This window comes from Candidatus Phaeomarinobacter ectocarpi (assembly GCF_000689395.1).
In the GTDB taxonomy this organism is placed as follows: Bacteria; Pseudomonadota; Alphaproteobacteria; order CGMCC-115125; family CGMCC-115125; genus Pyruvatibacter; species Pyruvatibacter ectocarpi.
Genome location: NZ_HG966617.1, coordinates 1,991,262 through 2,010,865 on the forward strand (window position 1 = coordinate 1,991,262; position 19,604 = coordinate 2,010,865).

Below are 19,604 nucleotides of genomic sequence, written 5' to 3' on the forward strand. Positions count from 1 at the left end.
TTCCTAGGAAAGGAACATCCACATGGGTGACATCGTCCTCTCGAGTGCACTGCGCTCCAACCTTACTTCTCTTCAGAACACAGCATCGCTTCTGTCTCAGACTCAGGAACGTCTTTCGACTGGCCTGAAAGTGAACAGCGCGATCGACAACCCAACTGCATTCTTCACAGCTGCCGGCCTGAACAACCGTGCAAATGACCTGTCAGCTCTGTCTGACAACATCGGTCAGGCTGTGGATACGCTTAAGGCTGCCGACGATGGTATCCAGGCTATTACGAGCCTCGTGGAAAACCTGAAGTCTACAGCTAGCACGGCCCTCACTACGAAGGTTGCTGCGTCAAGTGCTACCAGCACGAACTCAACTGCATATGTTGCCACAACTGCTGTCAGCACCATCACTGGTGTCGATGCCGGTGATATCTTCACTGTTCAGGTTGGTACAGCCACTGCTGTTGCCGTCACTGTTGGTGCAAGTACGTCACATGTGTCTGCACTTGTTGCGACCGTCAATGGTCTGACTGGCGTTTCAGCGTCTTTGACGTCTGAAGGCAAGATCAAGATCGAAGGCGACAGCGGCGAAAACCTGGTGATCACTGACACAACAGGTTCTACTGCAGCTACTCTTGGTGTTTCCGGTACAGCCAGCAACGGTACAAACCGCAATCAGGCTGTGTCTGACTTCAACACCCTGCGTACACAGATTGACCAGTTGGCATCTGACTCGTCCTTCAAGGGTGTTAACCTGCTCCAGGCCAGCAATGACCTGACGGTTAACTTCAACGAAGACCAGTCTTCAAGCCTGACGATTGCGTCCAAGCTCCTGGACACATCTGCATCAGGCCTGAACGTCTCTGCTGCTACCAACTCTGACTTTGCTACAGACAGCAATATCGAGGCGGCTCTTACGTCTCTCGACGCAGCTGTGTCTACGCTTCGTCAGCAGGCTGCCAGCTTTGGTAACAACCTCTCCATCGTGGAAAACCGTCAGGACTTCACTTCGAACCTGATCAACACGCTGGAAACAGGCGCCGGCAAGCTCACGCTCGCTGACACCAACGTTGAAGGTGCAAACCTGCTTGCTCTGCAGACACGTCAGTCCCTGGGTACCACGACCCTGTCACTGGCTTCTCAGTCCGACCAGAACGTCCTGCGTCTGTTCTAATCAGACCCGCAGGCGGCCTAGCCACGAAGGCAAAGCCATCTGGTTACGAATACGGAGAGCGGCGGTGCAGAAAGCACCGCCGTTTTTCTTTGTCTTCTGAACCCCTTTTTTGGGGAAACGTGCCCGTCTCTGCTTGGCCTATACTAGACACACACGAATCACTGTGTGCAGCTTCCCGCAACGGAGAGACATCATGGCCCTCAAGATCGAGCTAAAGCCCGGCGAACGCTTCATTCTGGGCAATGCCGTCATCACGAATGATGATCAGCGCACCAGGCTGTTTGTCGAAGGATCCGCACCCATTCTGCGTGAGAAGGACATCATGCGTCCCGAAGACGCTGACTCGCCATGCAAGAATCTCTACCTGGCCGTTCAGCTCATGTATCTGAGCAACGACCCCTCAGAACAGCACAGCGTCTATTTCAAGCTCACCAACGACATAATCAAGGCGGCCCCCAGTACGCTCGAGTACATTGAGCGCATGAACAATCAAATCTTAACCGGCGCATTCTATAAAGCTCTGAAGGAAGCAAAGAAGCTCATCAAGTATGAGCAGGAGCTCATGTCGAATGCACAATCCGACGCAGGCATACGGGAAGACAGCTAAGGTTGTTGCCAACCCGCGTGAACACGAAGCCAATCTGCTCACCAAGGCTGCCCAGCAGCTTTCGGCCGTCAAAGACCCGTTTGAGCCGCGCAGCGATAAGTTCCGCGACGCACTGATTTACAATCGCAAGCTCTGGACCGTCTTTGCAGGCTCGGTGACAGGCGACGACAATCCCCTTCCCGATCAGATCAAGCAGAACATTGCCAATCTGGGTATCTTCATTCTCAAGCACACCGTTTCCGTCCAGGCGAGCCCCTCGCCGGAGAAGCTTGATGTGCTGATCAGCATCAATCGCGAAATTGCCGCGGGCCTCTATCAGCGTCCCGCGTAACTCCCCGAACAAAACCAACGAAAAAGGCGCTGCTCAGTTGAGCAGCGCCTTTTTTGGTTTCAGTCAGATGAGCAATTGAGCTACATCACGCTAGATGTAACTGGTCAGCGTCAGCCGTGAGACGATGGACGTCGCCTGGAAGCTCGCCGTCAGCTGATTGTTCAGTTGCAGGATCATTGTCCCGACCTCGTTGGTGTCGGCATTCTCGGACTTCGCAAGCAACACCTGCGTCGCATTGATGGTCCGCTCATGACGATCCTTGGTGGCCGCCAGGCTGCTTTCCTTCAAGCCAAGCTGAGTGCGCACATCAGCCAGAGACGTTGTGTCCTTGAAGGCAAACTTGCCACCAATCCGCTGCGTTGTTTCATTGAAAGCACGCTGGGAGAATGTATCGGCCTCATCAAACTCAAGCGCTGACAGCACGGCCAGGGCTTTCACGGTGTCGCGCGTCGGGCCTTCATCAGCGCGGGTCGCGTATCCGATGGTCCGGCCATCATCAATCTTGGCCAGCGCACTGTTGCGGATCGGCGTTGTGGCTGTGTCGCCCTTGTACCAGAACACCGTGTCGGTGGTCGTTGCGTCCACCACACCCGTTGCGGTCGCAAAGGGAGGGCCGTCAACACGCTTTGGCGGATTGGCTGCGTCATACTCAAAAAACTCGGTGGCGGCCCGCTGCGCGCTGGCAGGCTTGAGTGCCGTTTGCGCAAGTGCCTCTACATCCCGCGCAAGCGCCGTCTGGAAATTGGCAGCAGTCGCGTTTGCATCCGCACCCACCAGAAACTCACCTTCATTCGGTGTCCCGCTCTCAATGGCAACGAGAGACAGTGTCTCAGTCGTGCCGTCGGGCAGTGTGAAGGACACATCAAGTTTCTGGCCAGCCGTTGGCAACGGCGCACCAAACGCAACCGTCATCGCCTGCGGCGCACCGGCAATACCCGCGGTTACATTGTTGAGGTCCGTTGAAACCGCACTGAACTTGAACCCAAATGGCGGCGCGTTGTCTTCCGTCACCGTCACCGTGTTGGCACCGGGAACCGGAATGGACAGACGCCCACGATTGTCCGCCCCCAGATCGGCCTGGGCACGCTCCGTTACAATCTGCTTGAAGCCGGCAAGACCCACATCACCGTTGATGACCTTGTCATAGGTCTCAACAGGCCGCGTCTGCGTGGCCGCACCACCAAACAGGTGGCGGCCCCCAATATCCGTGTTGAGCACGGCCAGCGTTTCTTCAAGACGCTCCTTCGCGGTGAACTGAAGCTGCGTCTGATTGCCATCCAGCGTTTCGTAGCCGGAAGTCAGCGACGCCGTACGCATCTCAGCTGCAATATCATCGATGCGCGACAGGCCCTGCTGCATCGTTGTCAGACGAAGCTGCGTCTGATCAATCGTGCGCACATAGCCGTCCATCTGGTTCAGCTCCGCACGCAGGTTCAACACCAGCGAAGCATCCACACCCAGACCTGAATACGTCTGCGATTTCTTGCCCGTTGCCAGCTGCGTCTGCAGGTCCGTGAGCTGAAGCTGCATCGTCTTGATCTGATCACGCGCTGTAAGCGACTGAAGAAGCGAGGGAACCTGCATGGGTCTTTTCCTACCTGTCCGCTATCGCAGGATGTTGCCGAGCAGGGACATCATTTCCTGCACTGCCGACATCACCCGCGCATTTGCGGCATACGCATTTTGCAGCAGAAGAAGCTGCGCCATTTCATCATCTATCGATACACCCGTCGTGCCCTGGACCTTTTCTTCAAGTCCAAGCTGAACAACTTTCTGGCTATCCAGCGCACGGTTGGCGAGCACCACCTCATTGGCCTGGAAAGACACAACGCGACGGGCAAATTCATCGACACCGCCGGCAAAAGGCTGCCCCGTACCGCCAATACCCGTTGCAGGGTCAAACTCGCGCGACCTGCCGGTCAGGCGTTCAAGCAACTCGGTCGGACGGGCCGGATCACCAGCGTCTGTCGCTGGAGAGGTTGAATAAACAACCAGAGAAGATGGATCAGCCCGCACATTCGCGTTGAGTGAAATGCGGCTTGCAAAGCCAACCTTCTGGCGCGCACCATCCTGGAAATTCGTGTACGCCGCCTGCGCATTCGCCCCGTCCACAAACAGGGGAAGGGCCGTGCCGCTATCAACCAGGCCAGTGGCCGTAACGGTCGCTGTGACGGCATCAACATCTGTCGTTGCACCCACACCATCATCAACAATGCGAAGCGTTGTGCCCGCAGGGTTTGACGTATCAATATTGATGCTTGCAGCCGCAAGCGCTGCATCAAGGTTGGTCGCAAAAGTGGCGGCACTGCCACCCCAGGCAACGCCAACAACCGTGTCGTTCGCGTTCGGTGTAACTGTGTTCGCCAGTGGCAGAGCCGTTGCATCATCCACACGAACGATCGTGACCTGGCGCTGTGTGCCGCCCGGTGTTTCCGTGTAGGTGAGGTTGATGCTGTCGCCATTCTGAAGCGCTGCAATATCAACATCAAAGCCCGCAGGCGGACCGGCAACCGCGGCCGATGTCACGGTCGTTTCCGACATGGACTTGGCCAGGTTGTGGGCAATCTCATCAAGCTGTGACTGCGCTTCGACCAGTGTCTTGTCACGCATATCCGCAAGACCGGCAATCTTGCCCTCGCGGATTGTGCCGTCGCGCAGCAGGTCAATCGGAGCTGACCCACCAACCTGCAGCGTCACCGTACCGACACCGCGCAGCGCTGGATCAGAATTGTAGAAGGAAGACGCGTTGAGCGTTGGATGCTCATCAAAGGACAGTTTGGCAGGCTGAGTATCCAACAGCAGATTACCGCCATTGGAGAATACCGAGATCCGGCCGCCTTCGCGTTCCACCGTGCGAATGTCCATCAGGGACGCCAGCTCACGCACGGCCATGTCCCGCTCATCCTGCAGGTCAGCTACTGAGCCCGCCTGGTTGGCAGAAATCTTGAGATTCAGATCGTGGATCTTTGCCAGCGCACCATTGGCCTGTGATACCGCGTCTTCGAGACGGCGTTCAGTCTCACGGCGCATCTGCTGAATTTCGTCAGACAGGCGATTGAGCTCAACTGTCAGTTCTTCAGCCGCCGCAAGTGTCGCTTCGCGGGTGACCGTTGATTCAGGCGTTGTTGCCAGATCCTGAAACGCCGTGCCCAAACGTGTCACATAGGACGCGATAGATGTTTCACTGTCCGGCGTGCCGAACATCTGGTCCACACGCGTCAGAAACTCTGACCGCACTTCCAGCTTGGCATTAACGCCGGAAGACCGCTGCAGCTGACCAAACAGATAATTGTCCACCTCGCGCACGGCCGCCCGCACGGACACACCAATACCCTCGCCGCCGGCCAGCGCATTGCTCTGGCCCACGACCTTCCGCGTATAGCCTTCCGTCGTCGCGTTGGCGATGTTGCGCGCGGCAAGATCGACAGCGGACTGGTTGGCCTTGAGCCCGGAAACGGCTGCATTGAGGGCGGTTGAAAGGGACATGAACGTATCTGTGCCTGGTTGAAGGAATGTAACCGGCAGGCGGCATCAGCCACCTGCCGAAGAGGAGCGACTTACCGCTTCATGTTGAGTGTCTGCTGCACCAGTTCGTCAGCCGTCGTCACGATACGTGTCGTTGCCGAGTAGGCCTGCTGCGTAACGATGAGCTTCGAGAACTCGTCCGCAATATCCACGTTGGACGATTCACGGGCTTCGGCAACAATCTCGCCGGATGCACCCTGAATGGCTTCACCGGAATCCTGCGTTGCAGCCCATGCACCACCATCAAGCTTGCGCAGCTTGTTGTCAGCGTTGAACTTCACGAGTGTGACTTCCGCCAGATCAAGCTGCTTGCCGTTGGTGTATGTGCCAACGACACGGCCCGCGTCAGATACAGCGATGGAAGCAAGAGCACCGGATGCGAAGCCATCCTGCTCAATCTCCGTTACCGAAACCGCGCCATTGGTGTCTGCAAACTGCGTAACCTGATTGGAGCCGTGGTTCATCGTGATATTGCCAAGGCTGACACCATCAACCGTCAGACCTGTGATCGTCGCTGACGTCACGGCCGGCGTCGCAACACCTGAAGAGTTGAAGACATAAGCCTGGCCAATATTATTCCACTTGGCAGCCGTGCCTGTCGCCGTTGTGCTGGTCTGATAGAACAGGTTCCATGTCTCAGCGCCGCCTGCTTGGCCAGCGCCATTGGCCGTGTTGTTCACTTTGGCCCACCGCAGTTCGACATTCACCGGGTTACCGATGGAGTCGTAAGTGGTAATGGCACCACCGGCGAGAGACCGGTCCAGGAACAGCTGCTCGTCCTGGCCCTGCACAAAGCCGTCACCACCGAAGGAAGACGGGTTGTTGGTGAAGGTCGCGTCCAGCATCAGTTCCGAGTTGGGCGTATTGGCATCAGCCACAACCGTTTTGGGGAAGGATGCAAGGTTGGCCGTGTAGTCAATCGTGGTGGACTGCTTGGCCTGAATGAAATCGCTTTCAATCTGAATACGGCCCGGCACGTCACCAATCTTGTTGCCTGTCAGTGGATTGATCTCGACGCCCTGAAGATAATAGCCGGCACCGTTCTGGAGAAAGCCGAACCGATCCACTTCAAAGTCACCACGACGGGTGTAGTAGTCGATCTGGTTGAACACCGGCTTGTTGTCCAGTGTGGCAACCCGCTCCGACACCATGAAATACCCATCGCCATTGATGGCCATGTGGGTTGGCACCTGGGCGGCTTCCAGAGCGCCCTGCACCGTATTGGTGAAGCGGGCTTCTGCGAGCACCGTGCCCGGCGCGCTATTGCGCGAAGTGGCAAAGGTCACAAGGTCGCGAAAATTGGTTTCAGTACGCTTGAACCCGATGGTCTGCGAGTTGGCGATATTGTCCGAGATATGGCCCAGAGCCTTGGAATTGGCTTTGAGGCCGGTCACGGCGGTGGTCATTGCACCGAAGATTGTCATCGGATCCCTCCAGAGGACTGACACATGGCATGCACGCCAAAGCGGCATGCGGATTAATTCAGACACACCGGAGCAAGCCCCGGGCCAGTCTGTTTTTTGTTTGATTTCAATGACTTGGGAGGGTTTGCGGCCTCGCAGGCTCAGCACTTTCTGCCCCTTGCGGCAGCTTTTGCCGGGCAATATCGCGCAAATGACACTGCGTCATGCCGCTTGCCCCGCAGCGCTGGCCCCCTTAGGTTTGCGCCCGTTCGAAAATCTTACTGACTTATTACCAAAAACAACTGGCAGGACTTGTTGATGCGCTTTGAAGGCACCAAAGACTATGTGGCGACCGAGGACCTCCGCGTCGCCGTGAATGCAGCCATTACCCTCGAGCGTCCACTGCTCGTGAAGGGTGAACCTGGCACCGGTAAAACCGTGCTGGCCGAACAGATCGCCACATCCCTTGGCGTTCCCATGATCACCTGGAACATCAAATCCACGACCAAGGCTCATCAGGGTCTGTATGAGTACGACGCCATCACCCGCCTGCGCGACAGCCAGCTGGGCGACGAGCGCGTCAAGGACATCAAGAACTACATCAACAAGGGCAAGCTCTGGGAAGCGTTTGACGCCAACGAGAAGGTCGTGCTGCTGATCGATGAAATCGACAAGGCCGACATCGAATTCCCAAATGACCTGCTCCAGGAACTCGATCGCATGGAGTTCTACGTCTACGAGACCGACGAGGTCATCAAGGCGAAAGAACGTCCCATCGTGATCATCACGTCCAACAATGAAAAAGAGCTGCCGGACGCATTCCTGCGCCGCTGCTTCTTCCACTACATCAAGTTCCCCGATGCAGACACGATGGGTCAGATCGTTGATGTACACTTCGACAATCTGAAAGAGCGCCTCGTCAAGGAAGCCCTCGACGTCTTTTATGAAATGCGCGACGTCCCCGGCCTCAAGAAGAAGCCATCCACGTCAGAACTTCTCGATTGGCTCAAGCTGCTGATGAATGAAGATGTGTCACCAGAAACCCTGCGTGAGCGTGATGCCTCCAAGCTCATCCCGCCGCTGCACGGCGCCCTTCTCAAGAATGAGCAGGATGTTCACCTGTTTGAGCGCCTGGCCTTCCTCGCCCGCCGCGAACGCAATTAGCGGTAGCGCTATCTAAAAAGACAAAGGCCGGAGCAACTGCTCCGGCCTTTTTCATGTCCGACCTGAAATAAGGCCTAAATCCGCGTCAGCAAGCTTTCCCACCACCATGAAGTCGGGAATGGTGGTCGGGTTTTCCGGCAGATGCGCATAGACCGCGCTGAGCACCTGGGTCTTCAAGTTATTGTGCGCCCGTCCTAGTCTGAACCCAGCGCTCAACCGAAAGCAGATCCATGTCCTCTGTCAGAACCATCACCATTGACGGCAAAGGCCCCAACGCTCTGACACCTGATGCCATTGCCGCCATGGATGCCGCATTGACGGTGGCCGAACAGGACCCTGCGACAGAGGCAATCATTCTCAAAAGTAAGCCAGGCGGCGCGTTCTGCGTCGGTCTGGACAATGCAATTCTCGCGGACGGAGAAGCGGCAGCCGCCGGACTGCTGAACGCCATGGGCCAGCTATTGTTGCACCTGTTTACTTCCCACCTGCGAGTTGTCGCCCAGGTTGAGGGTCATGCTGTTGCCGCAGGTGCCATGCTGCTGCTGGTGTCAGACATACGCATCGGATCACCCGGGGACTATCGCATTGGCTTTTCAGAAGTCGGCATCGGCATGCCCCTGCCCGGTTTGCCTCTGGCTCTCGCCCGTCACCGGCTTAATGGCCAATGGCTGACGCGCGCCACCGCACTTGCCACCATTCTGCCGCCAGCTGACGCTTTGCAGGCGGGCTTTCTCGATGACATCCACGGTGACGTACAGCAGGCCTCCATGAAGGCTGCAGAAGCGCTGGCCGCCCTGCCCCGCGATGCCTATACACAAACGGCGGCGACACTGCGTGCCGCCGCCGTTGAAGAAATGAAACTGTCGCTAGGTGTCCGCTAGGAGCGGATCATCCGGTAGCCGTAGATGAGGGCGCAGGCACCGGCGACGGCAATGATGAGCTGTCCAAAAATGCCCGCGAATGCGACGCCAAGAAGACCCAGCACAAAATTGAGGATCACCGCGCCGGCAATGCCCAGCAGAATGTTTGTCAGCAGACCATGGTCAGCTTTCATCAGCTTCTCGGCAATCCAGCCGGCAAGCCCACCAATAACGATTGTCAAAATCCAGCCCATACCAACCATGTCGTTCTCCTGCTCCCTAGTTGATTCTTCCAATAGAAACGTAGGGCACCTAACCCTGTTCGGCTAGGATGCACCGCAGCACAATATCGGCCATGAAGATGAACGACCAAAGCGACGCACAGACACTGACATTCTATGACGCGGAAGCTGCGACTTACGCAGCAAAGGCGCGCCCCGACGACATGCCCGCGTCCTTCCACCGGTTCGCTGCCGCCCTTCCCTCAGCAGCCCACGTTCTGGACCTTGGGTCGGGCGATGGGCATTATGCGGCCGCCTTTGAAGCGATGGGTCACAACGTGACTGCAATGGATGGTTCAGCGGGCCTTGCTGCGATCGCCAGCACCCGTCTTGCGAAGCCGGTCAGGGTTGCGCGCTTTGACGAACTTGAGGAGATCGATGCATTTGATGGCGTGTGGGCGCACGCGTCCCTGCTGCATGCGCCGCTCAAGAGCCTGCCGGACCTGATGGCCCGCATCCACAAAAGTCTGCGCCTGAACGGCATCTTTCACGCCAGTTTCAAAACCGGCCAGCCCGAAGGACGAGACAAGCTGGGACGGTATTACAATTTTCCCACCCAGATGGATCTGCAAGACGCAATGACCAGCTCAGGAAACTGGTCCGACATAACCTACGACACCGGCAACGGCATCGGGTATGACGGCAAGTCCACCGGATGGATTATCCTCTTTGCACGGAAGACTGCATGACAACGATCTACATTGACGGTGACGCCTGCCCGGTGAAGACCGAAACCATCAACATCGCCGAGCGGCACAACCTGCAGGTGTTTCTGGTCTCCAACTCCGGCATGCGCACCGGCAACCATCCCCTGGTCAAAAACATTCTGGTATCGGACGGCGCCGATGCTGCCGATGACTGGATTGCGGACGAAATCTGCAAGGGCGACATCGCGATCACCGCTGACATCCCCCTCGCTGCCCGCTGTCTGGAAAAAGGCGCGCAGGTGCTCGGCTCTGATGGACGCGCCTTCACCCCGCAGAACATCGGCTCCGCCCTCGCGTCACGCGAACTGAACCGCCACCTGCGCGAAACAGGCGTGATGACGGGTGGCAATGCGCAATTTTCAAAAGGCGACCGGTCCCGCTTCATGAATCAGCTCGACCAGATGATCTGCAAGTCCGCCTGAGCAATCAGCAGGGCGTAGACTCTGTCCGCCACATTCCCGCCACACAATGACCACGCTTAAACCACGCGCTTGCGTGATCCGGCGCTATCACACTGCCGTAATCAATCATGCAGTTGAGCGAAACAACTGCTCTGGCACCCGCCACCGCATTCCCCCGACGCGTGGCGACAAACGGTGCCGGAATTTTAATCAAAGCCCCAACAGGAGCGCCTTTATGAAGAAATTCCCCCGCACGTCAATCGCTGTGACCCTGGCCGCAACCGCCGGCCTGCTTGCTGGTCCCGCGTTGGCGGGCTCCTCAGGCTACGGTTCAGAATCAAAGGCCGAGAAGGCCGCCATGACCGAAGCAGCCGTGCAGATGGATGTGGTCGACACAGCTATTGCCGCTGATGACTTCAATACACTTGTTGCTGCCGTACAGGCAGCTGGACTTGTCGAAACCCTGAAGGGCGAAGGGCCATTCACGGTCTTCGCGCCAACAGACGCTGCCTTCGCAGCCTTGCCCGAAGGAGCGCTGGACGGTCTTCTTGCTGATACAGAAGCCCTTGCAGGTGTGCTCACCTATCACGTGGTGCCCGGCAAGGTGATGGCCGCTGACATCGGCGGTAAGGTTACAACAGCAGCCACAGTTCAGGGTGCTGACGTAACTATTGATGCAACCGGCGAAGCACCAACCATCAACGGTGCCACCATCGTCACCACAGACGTGGAAACATCAAATGGTGTCATCCACATCATTGATGCGGTGATCCTGCCCCCACAGGAGTAAGCATCTGACACAACAAGGGCGGCAGTATCCTGCGGGACACTGCCGCCCTTTTTCATGATGATGGACCGCTTGCCAAAAACCGACCGCCTAAAGCCCCGAAAAATCCGCCTCGCGTTTTTCGCGGAACGCAGCCAGCGCTTCGCGATTGGCGGGACCTTTTCCGATTTCCTCAAAGGCAATCTGCTCGCGGTAGTGCGCCGCCCGCACATGCTCATTGCGCGCCTCCAGCATCAAGCGCTTGGTCGCGACCAGTGACGCCACCGGCATGCCTGCAATCGGCGCTGCGAATGCCCGCGCGGCGGCAAGCGCTGTGCCCTTGTCGGCAATCTCCTGCACCAGACCGATCTCCAGCGCACGTTCCGCGGACAGCCACTCAGCTGTAAACAGCAATCGCGCCGCATTGGCCCAGCCAACGCGTGCGGGAAGCAAATAGGAGTTGCCCGCCTCCACCGTCACACCCAGCGTGGTGAAGGGCGCGCGCAGACGCGCCGTCTCATCCATGATCACACAGTCGCAATAGGGCAGCATGGTCAGACCAATGCCCACGCCCAACCCGTTGACGGCCGCCACAAGTGGTTTGTCAAAAACCTCCAGCGCCTCGCGGAAGCGGCGAAAACCGTGTTGGCCACCATCCGTATGAACCGGCGGATTGTCCATTTCATCAAGATCGTGCCCGGCGGTGAAGGCCCGGCCCTCGCCAGTGAGGATCACCACGGCGACGTCCTTGTCCGCGGACGCCGCACGCAGGGCATCGCCCACATCCTCATACAGGGCACCGTTCATTGCATTGAGGTGGTCAGGCCGGTTGAAGGTAAGGACCCTGACTCGCCCTTCGGTTTCTATGCGCAAAATGTCCGAACTCATGCCACGTCCTCCACACGGTCGGGATGCCCTGACCAGGTCCACGCCATGGTCGGACGGGAGATACCCAGCATCATGCCGCCTAGAGACGGCGGGTGAAGCCACATCTGGTCCGGCGTCTTATCGGCACCGCGTCCATCCGGCCGTTCGACGGTGATGCCTGCGTCCTGCGCAGTGGCCCGCGCTTCAATGTCCAGCATGCGCGCGCTTTCACAAAACGCCATGTAGTAACAGACGCCTTCGCGGGCGAAGTAGCGCCCCATGGTCTTCTCAGCACTTGTCGGGCTGATGACTTCAAAGCGATGCAGACGCTGCGCATCAAACAGCGTCAGCGTGCCCGTATAGCCAAAATTCTCAGACGAAATATGTTCAAACCCGGCGTCATTGAGGCCGAAGGTATCGACAAACAGCTTCACGGCGGCAGCTTCGTTTTGAACCAGCAGTGTTGCCTCGTATAGGAAAGACGCATCACCAACCTGGCTGCGCTCTTCATGGGGTGAGACAGCAAAACGGACCGGTGTGTCTTCTACCGGCAGGCAGATATGAAGCTGACCGTTTTCCGCCACAACGTCCGCAGCGCTGGCGGCAAGTTGCTTTTCCAGCCCGGCCATGTCCGTGGTCGAGATGCCCGCAGCAAACAGATGTGCCCGCCCCCGCGCCTTGAGAGCCGTGTCCGCGATCCCCGTTCCGTCCGGCTCAAGCAGTTCAATACACGATGTGCCGATCCGCAGCGTCGTGCGCTTGGCCGACAGCGTCTTGACTGCGTCCTTGCCCGCATCTTGCGCCCCCAGCAGCTCTATCCATTTGGCAGCGGCTGCTCCAGTGTCGGGCACCAGAAGCTGCACCCGGTCAATATCCCTGAGCATGTCTGTACGTCTCCCTCAATTGCCTAGCCCTTTTGGGTGCAGCATAGGTCTCCGGTGGACGAGGGCCAACTGTGAGTAAAACCGCCAGTTTTTGCGTCCTCTTGCATCCAAATGCGCACCATGAGAGTTTCCTTTCGAAACCCTATATTCTGTTACAGCCGTGACCACCAAAGCCGAGGCTACGCACCATGTTCGTCAACTTCTTCCATGAGCTGAAAAATGCCGGCATGCCGGTTTCCCTGCGCGAATATCTGACGCTGCTGGAGGCCATGGATGCCGAAGTAATCGACCGCGAGGTTGAGGATTTCTATTACCTCTCCCGCTCCGCTCTGGTGAAAGACGAAAAGAACCTCGACAAGTTCGACCAGGTGTTCGGCACGGTCTTCAAGGGCCTGGAAAGCCTTGGCGAAGGTGATGTTTCCGAGATCCCCGAAGACTGGCTGAAAGCCCTCACTGAAAAATTCCTCACCGACGAAGAGAAGGCTGAAATCGAAGCCCTTGGTGGTTGGGAAAAGATTATGGAGGAGCTCAAGAAGCGCCTCGAGGAACAGGAAAAGCGCCACGAGGGCGGCAACAAGATGATCGGCACCGCCGGCACCTCTCCGTTTGGTGCAGAGGGCTATAACCCTGAAGGCGTGCGCATCGGCCAGAAGGAAGGCCGCCACGGCAAGGCCGTGAAGGTGTGGGACAAGCGCGAATACAAGAACCTCGACGATTCAATCGAGCTTGGCACCCGCAACATCAAGGTTGCCCTGCGCCGCCTGCGCAAATGGGCCCGCGAAGGCGCTGCCGAAGAACTGGACCTGGATCACACCATCAAGTCGACAGCCGACCGTGGCTATCTCGACATCAAGCTGATCCCCGAGCGCCGCAACACCATCAAGACATTGTTGTTCTTCGATGTGGGCGGCTCCATGGACCCGCACATCAAGGTGTGTGAGGAGCTTTTCTCAGCCGCTCGCACCGAGTTCAAGAACATGGAATATTTCTACTTCCACAACTGCCTCTATGAAGATCTGTGGAAGGACAATCGTCGCCGCCACAATGAAAAGATGGCGACGTGGGATGTGCTCCACAAGTATCCGTCCGACTACAAGGTCATCATCGTCGGTGATGCCTCCATGAGCCCCTACGAAATCACCTATGCCGGTGGGTCCGTGGAGCACTGGAACGAAGAGCCCGGCGGCGTGTGGCTGGAACGTCTCCAGCAGGTCTATGAAAACGTTGTGTGGCTCAATCCTGTCGCCGAGCGTCACTGGGAGTACACACCCTCCATCGAGATCATGCGCCAGATCTTGGGTGACCGGATGTTCCCGCTGACACTGGACGGCCTCGACCGCGCCATGCGCGAGCTGTCCCGGTGAACGACGACGCACGTTCTGCGTCTGAACCCGGAAGACCCTATATTTTCCTGCAAGGCCGCCGTGTCGCGTGGCTGGATTTGTGGCTGTTTACGCCATTAGCCCTGCCCTACTTTTCAGAGATCTACATCACCATTCTTAAGTTTGCCCATTTTCAGCTTGGGCTGGCCGGTGGCTTCCCCGGCTTTGCGCCGCTGCACTGGGTGTTCATCAACACCACCGGCATTCTTGCGGTGCTGTGGGCCTGTATCCGCCTGCGCTACCCGGTGCGTGACTTTGCGCTGGCCGATGCCTATGCCCGCATCGTCGTCGCCGCCGTTCTGGTGTTCTGGATCTGGCAGGGAGCCACGCCGCTGCTGACGCTATTTGTTGCCACTGAAATAGGTGGGGCGCTGTATGTCGTCTGGCCGCGCAAGGCGGTCTAGAGCACGGCCATCTCGCGGGCATCATCCACCATCATGCCAATGCGGTCCTGCCCCCAATAGCGGTGTGTCTTGCTGCCTGCGTCAAAGGCGAAAAAAGGCACGCCAAACACCTGATCTTTTTCGATGAGCGGCGCATAGGCCTTTTCCATTTGTGCTCTGAGCGAGGCATCACCCATGGCCGATCTTGCTGCAGTGCCATCAATCCCAACTGATACGGCAATGTTCGCAAGAACATCTGCATCATCCAGCACAGCGCTTTGCGTCCATCGCGCACGGCCGGCTGCCTGAACAAAGGCAAGTCCCTTGCCCTCACGCTTGGCGAGCTCAGCCACATTGTGAACCGGTGTCCAGTCCTCCGGATCAACAGGCGGGGCCAGGGCAAGTCCCATACGTTTTGCAATGCGCGCGATATCCTCGATGACATAGGCCAGCCGGGGTGGATTGGCGACCGGGTCGCCGAAGACGGTCCCCTCCACAAAGCCGACAACGGGTATCGGGTCAACGTCGATGCCGTCACGTGCAAGCTGCTCGGCTGCTAGCCACACATAGGGGCTACGGAGAAAAAAGTAGAAGCGAAAAGGTGCGTCTGGATGGGTCATGGTCGAGTTTACGGCCTCGAGGCCCAACTGGATGACCGCTAGTGAAAATCCCGGCTCTTGGGCAGCATGCGCCTCACGGCACGTGGCATCTGTTTGGGCCGTTGACGGAAATGCTGCTCGATGGCTTCCGCCCGCGCGACCCGTCCCTCTTCCCGGCGCGCTGTGATCTCGCGAGGGTCTTCGCCGGGTCGGCGCACTTCATCCGCATTGGCAATTGCAACATCACCAAAGTCGGCGACGGCATCGCGTTGCTCTGACAACGTGCCCAGAAGGTGCGTCAGGTCTTCCAGATGGTCCGCAACGATATGGATCACCTGACCCTGCTTTTGCACCCGGCCGCGCACCCCAAGGACACGAGCGCCCAGAATGATTTTGCGATGGGTTTCAAATACCGGCGGCCAGACAATGATGTTGGCAACACCAAACTCATCCTCCAGCGTGGCAAAGATCACCCCCTTGGCACTGCCGGGCCGCTGACGTACCAGCACCAGCCCCGCCAGATTGATCTTTGAATTGTTGCGAATGGTCTCAAGCGCCTTGGACGGCGTGTAGCGCGCCGCCGCCAGCCCGTCGCGCAGGAAAGACAGGGGATGCGCCTTCAGCGACAGGCGCATATGGGTGTAATCTTCGATCACATGCTCACCCAACGGCATGGACGGCAACGCAACCTCCTCCTCATGCTGAAAGCCCGTGCCTTCCGCATGTGCAAACAGGGGAAGTGACGCAGGCATGGTGCGCTGGGTACCACCAAGTCCGCGCACAGCCCACAGCGCCTCACGACGATCAAGGCCGATGGAACGGAACGCATCCGCCTTGGCTAGTCGCTCAAGTTCTGCCGGGGTCAGCCGCGTTCTCAGCCAGACGTCCCGCACACTGTCAAAGCCTTGGCGCGGCCGTGCCGCCATAAGCCTTTCCGCAGCATCGATCCGAAACCCCTTGATCTGCCGCATGCCCAGACGCACAGCCATGCAGCCGCCGCCCTCATCACTGATGGGGCTGGCATGCTCGCGCAGTTCAAGGGTTGCATCCCAGTCACTGTCATTCACATCTGGCGCCCGCACCTCCACGCCATGCTCGCGGGCATCGCGCACGAGTTGGGACGGCGCATAAAACCCCATAGGCTGGGCATTCAGAATGGCCGCACAAAAAACATCCGGGTAATGACATTTGAGCCAGGACGACACATAGACCAGAAGTGCAAAGCTGGCCGCATGGCTTTCGGGAAAGCCATATTCGCCGAAGCCTTCAATCTGCTTGAAGCACCGCTCGGCAAAATCACGCTCATATCCATTGCCGACCATCCCTTCCACCAGCTTGTCCTGAAAGCTGTGGATGGTGCCCATCTTGCGGAACGTCGCCATGGCGCGGCGCAACCCGTCTGACTCGGCAGGCGTAAACCCGCCCGCCACAATGGCAATGCGCATGGCCTGCTCCTGAAACAGCGGCACGCCAAGCGTCTTGCCCAATACGGCTTTGAGTTCTTCCGATGGGTACACCTCCGGCTCGATACCATCGCGGCGACGCAGATAGGGGTGCACCATGTCCCCCTGAATGGGGCCGGGCCGGACAATCGCAACCTCGATGACGAGATCATAAAACTTGCGCGGCTTGAGGCGCGGCAACATCGACATCTGCGCCCGGCTTTCCACCTGAAACACGCCAACAGAGTCCGCCTTGCACAACATGTCATACACCCGCGGGTCTTCATGGGGCAGCGTGTGCAACTCAAGCGGACGGTCATAGTGGGTTTCAATAAACTCGAACGCCCGGCGAATGCACGACAGCATGCCCAGCGCCAGCACATCGATTTTCAGCATGCCCAGCTCGGACAGATCATCCTTGTCCCACTCGACAAAAGTCCGGTCATCCATCGCCGCATTGCAGATGGGCATGACTTCTTCCAGCGGCCCTGCAGTAATCACAAACCCGCCCACATGCTGGGACAGGTGGCGGGGAAACCCGATGATCTGCCGTGTCAGCTCAAGGGTAAGCGCCAGTGCGCGGTCGCTTGGATCAAGGCCAAGATCAACAATGTGTTCTTCCTGCACCCCGGCGCTCGACCAGCCCCATGTGGTGCCGGACAGCGCAGCCGTCACATCTTCCGACAGTCCCATCACCTTGCCCACTTCCCGCACGGCAGAGCGTGACCGATAGGAGATGACCGTGGCCGCAATCCCCGCACGATGCAGCCCGTACTTCTTGTAGATGTACTGGATCACCTCCTCGCGGCGCTCGTGCTCGAAGTCTACATCGATGTCCGGCGGCTCATTGCGTTCCGCCGAGATGAACCGCTCAAACAGAAGATTGATCTCGATGGGATTGATGGAGGTGATGCCAAGGCAGAAGCACACGCAGGAATTGGCCGCACTGCCCCGCCCCTGACACAGAATGTCCTGCGAGCGGGCAAACCGGACAATGTCGTGAACCGTCAGAAAGTATGGCGCATAGTTCAGCTCAGCGATGAGCTTGAGTTCATAGGTGATGGATTTTTCAAGCTCGGGGTCCAGCCCATCGGGAAACTTGTCGTGGGCATGCTCCCAGGTAAGACGGGTCAGTGTTTCCTGAGGCGTTTCATCCGAACCGAACACTTCGTCCGGGTACTGATAGGACAATTCATCCAGTGAAAAGAAAATGCTGTCGGCAACGTCCAGACCCGCCTGCACGGCATCGGGATAGTCTGCAAGCAGCCGCACCATTTCATCGGGTGTTTTGACGTACCGCTCTGCATTGGCGGCCAGCAGCGCCCCAGCTTCAGCCACCGTCACATGCTCACGGATGGCCGTAACCACATCCTGCAGCCGGCGCCGCTCCGGCTCATGATAGTGCACATCATTGGTCGCCAGCAGCCGCATATCCAAAGCACCTGCCAACCCGGCAACACGCTCGAGCCGGGCATGATCGTCTGAGCCATACAGAAAACTCATGCCCATATAGGGAATGGCCAGCAGTGCACGCGCCGCACGGGCCTTGTCTTCAAAGTCCTGATCAATCACGGCAGGCGGCATCAGCACCAGCACCTGGTCTTTGGCAGCAGCCACAATGTCCTCAAGAATGAGATGACATTCGCCTTTAGGGGCCCGGCGATTGCCCAGGGTCAGTAGCTTGGACAGCCGTCCGTAGGCGGCCCGGTCTTTGGGGAAGCATAAAATCTCCAGCCCGTCCCGGGTGACCAGTCGCGCACCGACAAGGAGCTGAATGCCCGCCTCCTTGGCTGCCACATGGGCCCGCACCACGCCGGACAGCGTATTGCGATCCGCAATGCCGACCGCTGCCAGCCCTAAAGCCGCCGCCTGCCGCACCAGTTCGTCTGGATGGCTGCCGCTGCGCAGAAAGCTGAAATTGCTGGTGACCGCCAGTTCGGCATAGCCCTGCCCCATCAGCCGTCTCTTGACGTTTCGGGCAGTAAGCGCGATGAATGCGGAGCATGGCTCCGTAAAAAAGAACGAGTCTCCATGCCCCACGAAGACATCGCACGCCACGCGCAGACAAAAGACGTGGAAAAGCTGAAGGGCCTGTCACGATGAAAATGAAGGAACTTGAGGAAAAGAGCGGCATTGGGCGTGAAACCATCCGCTATTACATCCGTGAGGGCCTGCTGCCGGAGCCGGATCGGCCCAAAACCAATGTGGCGATCTACAGCGAAGACCATCTGCGCCGCCTTGATCTGATCCGCACCCTTCAGCGTGAGCGGTTCCTGCCCCTGGGCGTCATCCGCAAACTCATTGAAGAAGCCGGTGACCGCGAGCCTGACATGGTGCCCGGTCTCTTCGGCTTTGAAATCATGCTGGCGGACCAGCTGGGCGCCGAAAGCACCCGCTCGCCGGTGGAGGTTGAAAAGCTGAGTGAAGACAGCGGCATGCCGATGGAAGAAATTCGGGCCATTGCCGATGAAGGCATCATCACCTTCAGTCAGTCTGCTGCTGGCAAAACCGTTGTCAGCGCGCAGGATGCGGGCATCATTTCCAACTGGGCCAAGGTTCAGTCCGTCGGTTTTTCGGCCGAAAAAGGCTACGGCGTTGAATATCTCAAGCAGTACAACGAGTTGGCCGAAACGCTGGGCGATCTGGACGTGACAGCGTTCTATGAGCGTCTGGCAGAGCATGTGGATACGGACAAGGCCTCTGCCATGGCAGCCGCGGCCATTCCCCAGTCTCTTGAGGTCTTTGGCCACCTGCGTACCAAGGCGATTCTGCGCAAGATTGCCGAACGCAACGCAGAAGCACTGGAAAGTGATCCGGCAGCCCCACGCAAAAGCGCCTGA

Annotated in this window: 20 protein-coding genes; 11 read left to right on the top strand and 9 right to left on the bottom strand. The window is 58.1% G+C overall.

What is annotated here, in order from left to right; translation table 11 throughout:
* Positions 1–22: 22 nt before the first annotated feature.
* The 3 genes from BN1012_RS09660 (at position 23) to flaF (ending at position 2,100) form a co-directional block, all read left to right on the top strand.
* Entirely contained in the window at positions 23–1,162 is a 1,140-nt protein-coding gene (locus tag BN1012_RS09660) for a flagellin N-terminal helical domain-containing protein (protein WP_052535021.1), read from the top strand.
* A 193-nt stretch (positions 1,163–1,355) separates the two neighbouring features.
* A complete protein-coding gene (flbT, locus tag BN1012_RS09665; protein WP_043949454.1) occupies positions 1,356–1,769 on the top strand; it encodes a flagellar biosynthesis repressor FlbT in 414 nt (137 codons plus the stop codon).
* Entirely contained in the window at positions 1,732–2,100 is a 369-nt protein-coding gene (gene flaF / locus BN1012_RS09670) for a flagellar biosynthesis regulator FlaF (RefSeq protein WP_043949455.1), read from the top strand. The genes flbT and flaF overlap by 38 nt, the downstream gene beginning before the upstream one ends.
* 90 nt (positions 2,101–2,190) lie before the next feature.
* On the opposite strand, the gene BN1012_RS09675 is transcribed toward flaF, so the two are convergent.
* From BN1012_RS09675 to BN1012_RS09685, 3 genes are all read right to left on the bottom strand, one after another.
* Positions 2,191–3,684, bottom strand: coding sequence for a flagellin N-terminal helical domain-containing protein (locus BN1012_RS09675; RefSeq protein ID WP_043949456.1), 1,494 nt, complete (start codon positions 3,682–3,684; stop codon positions 2,191–2,193).
* Between the two features lie 21 nt (positions 3,685–3,705).
* Positions 3,706–5,586 (bottom strand): flagellar hook-associated protein FlgK, encoded by a 1,881-nt coding sequence (gene flgK, locus BN1012_RS09680; protein ID WP_043949457.1) that lies wholly within the window; start codon positions 5,584–5,586, stop codon positions 3,706–3,708.
* A 71-nt stretch (positions 5,587–5,657) separates the two neighbouring features.
* Positions 5,658–7,049 carry a flagellar hook protein FlgE gene (locus BN1012_RS09685; RefSeq protein ID WP_043949458.1) on the bottom strand — a complete coding sequence of 464 codons (1,392 nt, stop codon included), beginning with the start codon at positions 7,047–7,049 and terminating at the stop codon, positions 5,658–5,660.
* A 297-nt stretch (positions 7,050–7,346) separates the two neighbouring features.
* Between BN1012_RS09685 and BN1012_RS09690 the strand changes: the two genes are divergently transcribed.
* On the top strand, positions 7,347–8,192 hold the full coding sequence (locus BN1012_RS09690; protein ID WP_043949459.1) for an AAA family ATPase: 846 nt from the start codon (positions 7,347–7,349) through the stop codon (positions 8,190–8,192).
* Positions 8,193–8,243: 51 nt separating this feature from the next.
* Here the strand turns inward: BN1012_RS09690 and BN1012_RS17850 are convergent, their stop codons facing one another.
* Complete coding sequence (locus BN1012_RS17850) at positions 8,244–8,369, bottom strand: hypothetical protein (RefSeq protein ID WP_275450953.1); 126 nt, start codon at positions 8,367–8,369, stop codon at positions 8,244–8,246.
* A 53-nt stretch (positions 8,370–8,422) separates the two neighbouring features.
* On the opposite strand from BN1012_RS17850, the gene BN1012_RS09695 reads away from it, so the two are divergent.
* Positions 8,423–9,073 (top strand): enoyl-CoA hydratase-related protein, encoded by a 651-nt coding sequence (locus BN1012_RS09695; RefSeq protein ID WP_043949460.1) that lies wholly within the window; start codon positions 8,423–8,425, stop codon positions 9,071–9,073.
* On the opposite strand, the gene BN1012_RS09700 is transcribed toward BN1012_RS09695, so the two are convergent.
* Entirely contained in the window at positions 9,070–9,315 is a 246-nt protein-coding gene (locus tag BN1012_RS09700) for a GlsB/YeaQ/YmgE family stress response membrane protein (protein ID WP_043949461.1), read from the bottom strand. The genes BN1012_RS09695 and BN1012_RS09700 overlap by 4 nt on opposite strands.
* Before the next feature lie 92 nt (positions 9,316–9,407).
* Here BN1012_RS09700 and BN1012_RS09705 point away from each other — a divergent pair, with 92 nt between their 5' ends.
* From BN1012_RS09705 to BN1012_RS09715, 3 genes are all read left to right on the top strand, one after another.
* The gene (locus BN1012_RS09705; RefSeq protein ID WP_052535023.1) at positions 9,408–10,022 is read left to right on the top strand and encodes a class I SAM-dependent methyltransferase; all 615 of its coding nucleotides are present in this window, start codon (positions 9,408–9,410) and stop codon (positions 10,020–10,022) included.
* Positions 10,019–10,462, top strand: a complete 444-nt coding sequence (locus BN1012_RS09710; protein ID WP_043949462.1) for a YaiI/YqxD family protein — start codon at positions 10,019–10,021, stop codon at positions 10,460–10,462. The genes BN1012_RS09705 and BN1012_RS09710 overlap by 4 nt, the downstream gene beginning before the upstream one ends.
* 214 nt (positions 10,463–10,676) lie before the next feature.
* Entirely contained in the window at positions 10,677–11,231 is a 555-nt protein-coding gene (locus tag BN1012_RS09715) for a fasciclin domain-containing protein (RefSeq protein WP_081826313.1), read from the top strand.
* An 87-nt stretch (positions 11,232–11,318) separates the two neighbouring features.
* On the opposite strand, the gene BN1012_RS09720 is transcribed toward BN1012_RS09715, so the two are convergent.
* Together BN1012_RS09720 and BN1012_RS09725 are read right to left on the bottom strand one after the other, a co-directional pair.
* Positions 11,319–12,095 carry an enoyl-CoA hydratase-related protein gene (locus BN1012_RS09720; RefSeq protein ID WP_043949463.1) on the bottom strand — a complete coding sequence of 259 codons (777 nt, stop codon included), beginning with the start codon at positions 12,093–12,095 and terminating at the stop codon, positions 11,319–11,321.
* Positions 12,092–12,958: a VOC family protein gene (locus BN1012_RS09725; RefSeq protein ID WP_043949464.1), complete on the bottom strand. Its 867-nt coding sequence runs from the start codon at positions 12,956–12,958 to the stop codon at positions 12,092–12,094. Before BN1012_RS09725 ends, BN1012_RS09720 begins: the two co-directional genes overlap by 4 nt.
* Before the next feature lie 188 nt (positions 12,959–13,146).
* Between BN1012_RS09725 and BN1012_RS09730 the strand changes: the two genes are divergently transcribed.
* Together BN1012_RS09730 and BN1012_RS09735 are read left to right on the top strand one after the other, a co-directional pair.
* Entirely contained in the window at positions 13,147–14,322 is a 1,176-nt protein-coding gene (locus tag BN1012_RS09730) for a vWA domain-containing protein (RefSeq protein WP_043949465.1), read from the top strand.
* Entirely contained in the window at positions 14,319–14,744 is a 426-nt protein-coding gene (locus tag BN1012_RS09735) for a hypothetical protein (RefSeq protein WP_043949466.1), read from the top strand. The genes BN1012_RS09730 and BN1012_RS09735 overlap by 4 nt, the downstream gene beginning before the upstream one ends.
* On the opposite strand, the gene BN1012_RS09740 is transcribed toward BN1012_RS09735, so the two are convergent.
* On the bottom strand, positions 14,741–15,343 hold the full coding sequence (locus BN1012_RS09740) for a DsbA family protein (RefSeq protein ID WP_052535026.1): 603 nt from the start codon (positions 15,341–15,343) through the stop codon (positions 14,741–14,743). The genes BN1012_RS09735 and BN1012_RS09740 overlap by 4 nt on opposite strands.
* Positions 15,344–15,381: 38 nt before the next feature.
* A complete protein-coding gene (locus tag BN1012_RS09745; protein WP_171815944.1) occupies positions 15,382–18,720 on the bottom strand; it encodes an error-prone DNA polymerase in 3,339 nt (1,112 codons plus the stop codon).
* Between the two features lie 143 nt (positions 18,721–18,863).
* Here BN1012_RS09745 and BN1012_RS16905 point away from each other — a divergent pair, with 143 nt between their 5' ends.
* A complete protein-coding gene (locus BN1012_RS16905; RefSeq protein WP_052535027.1) occupies positions 18,864–19,604 on the top strand; it encodes a MerR family transcriptional regulator in 741 nt (246 codons plus the stop codon).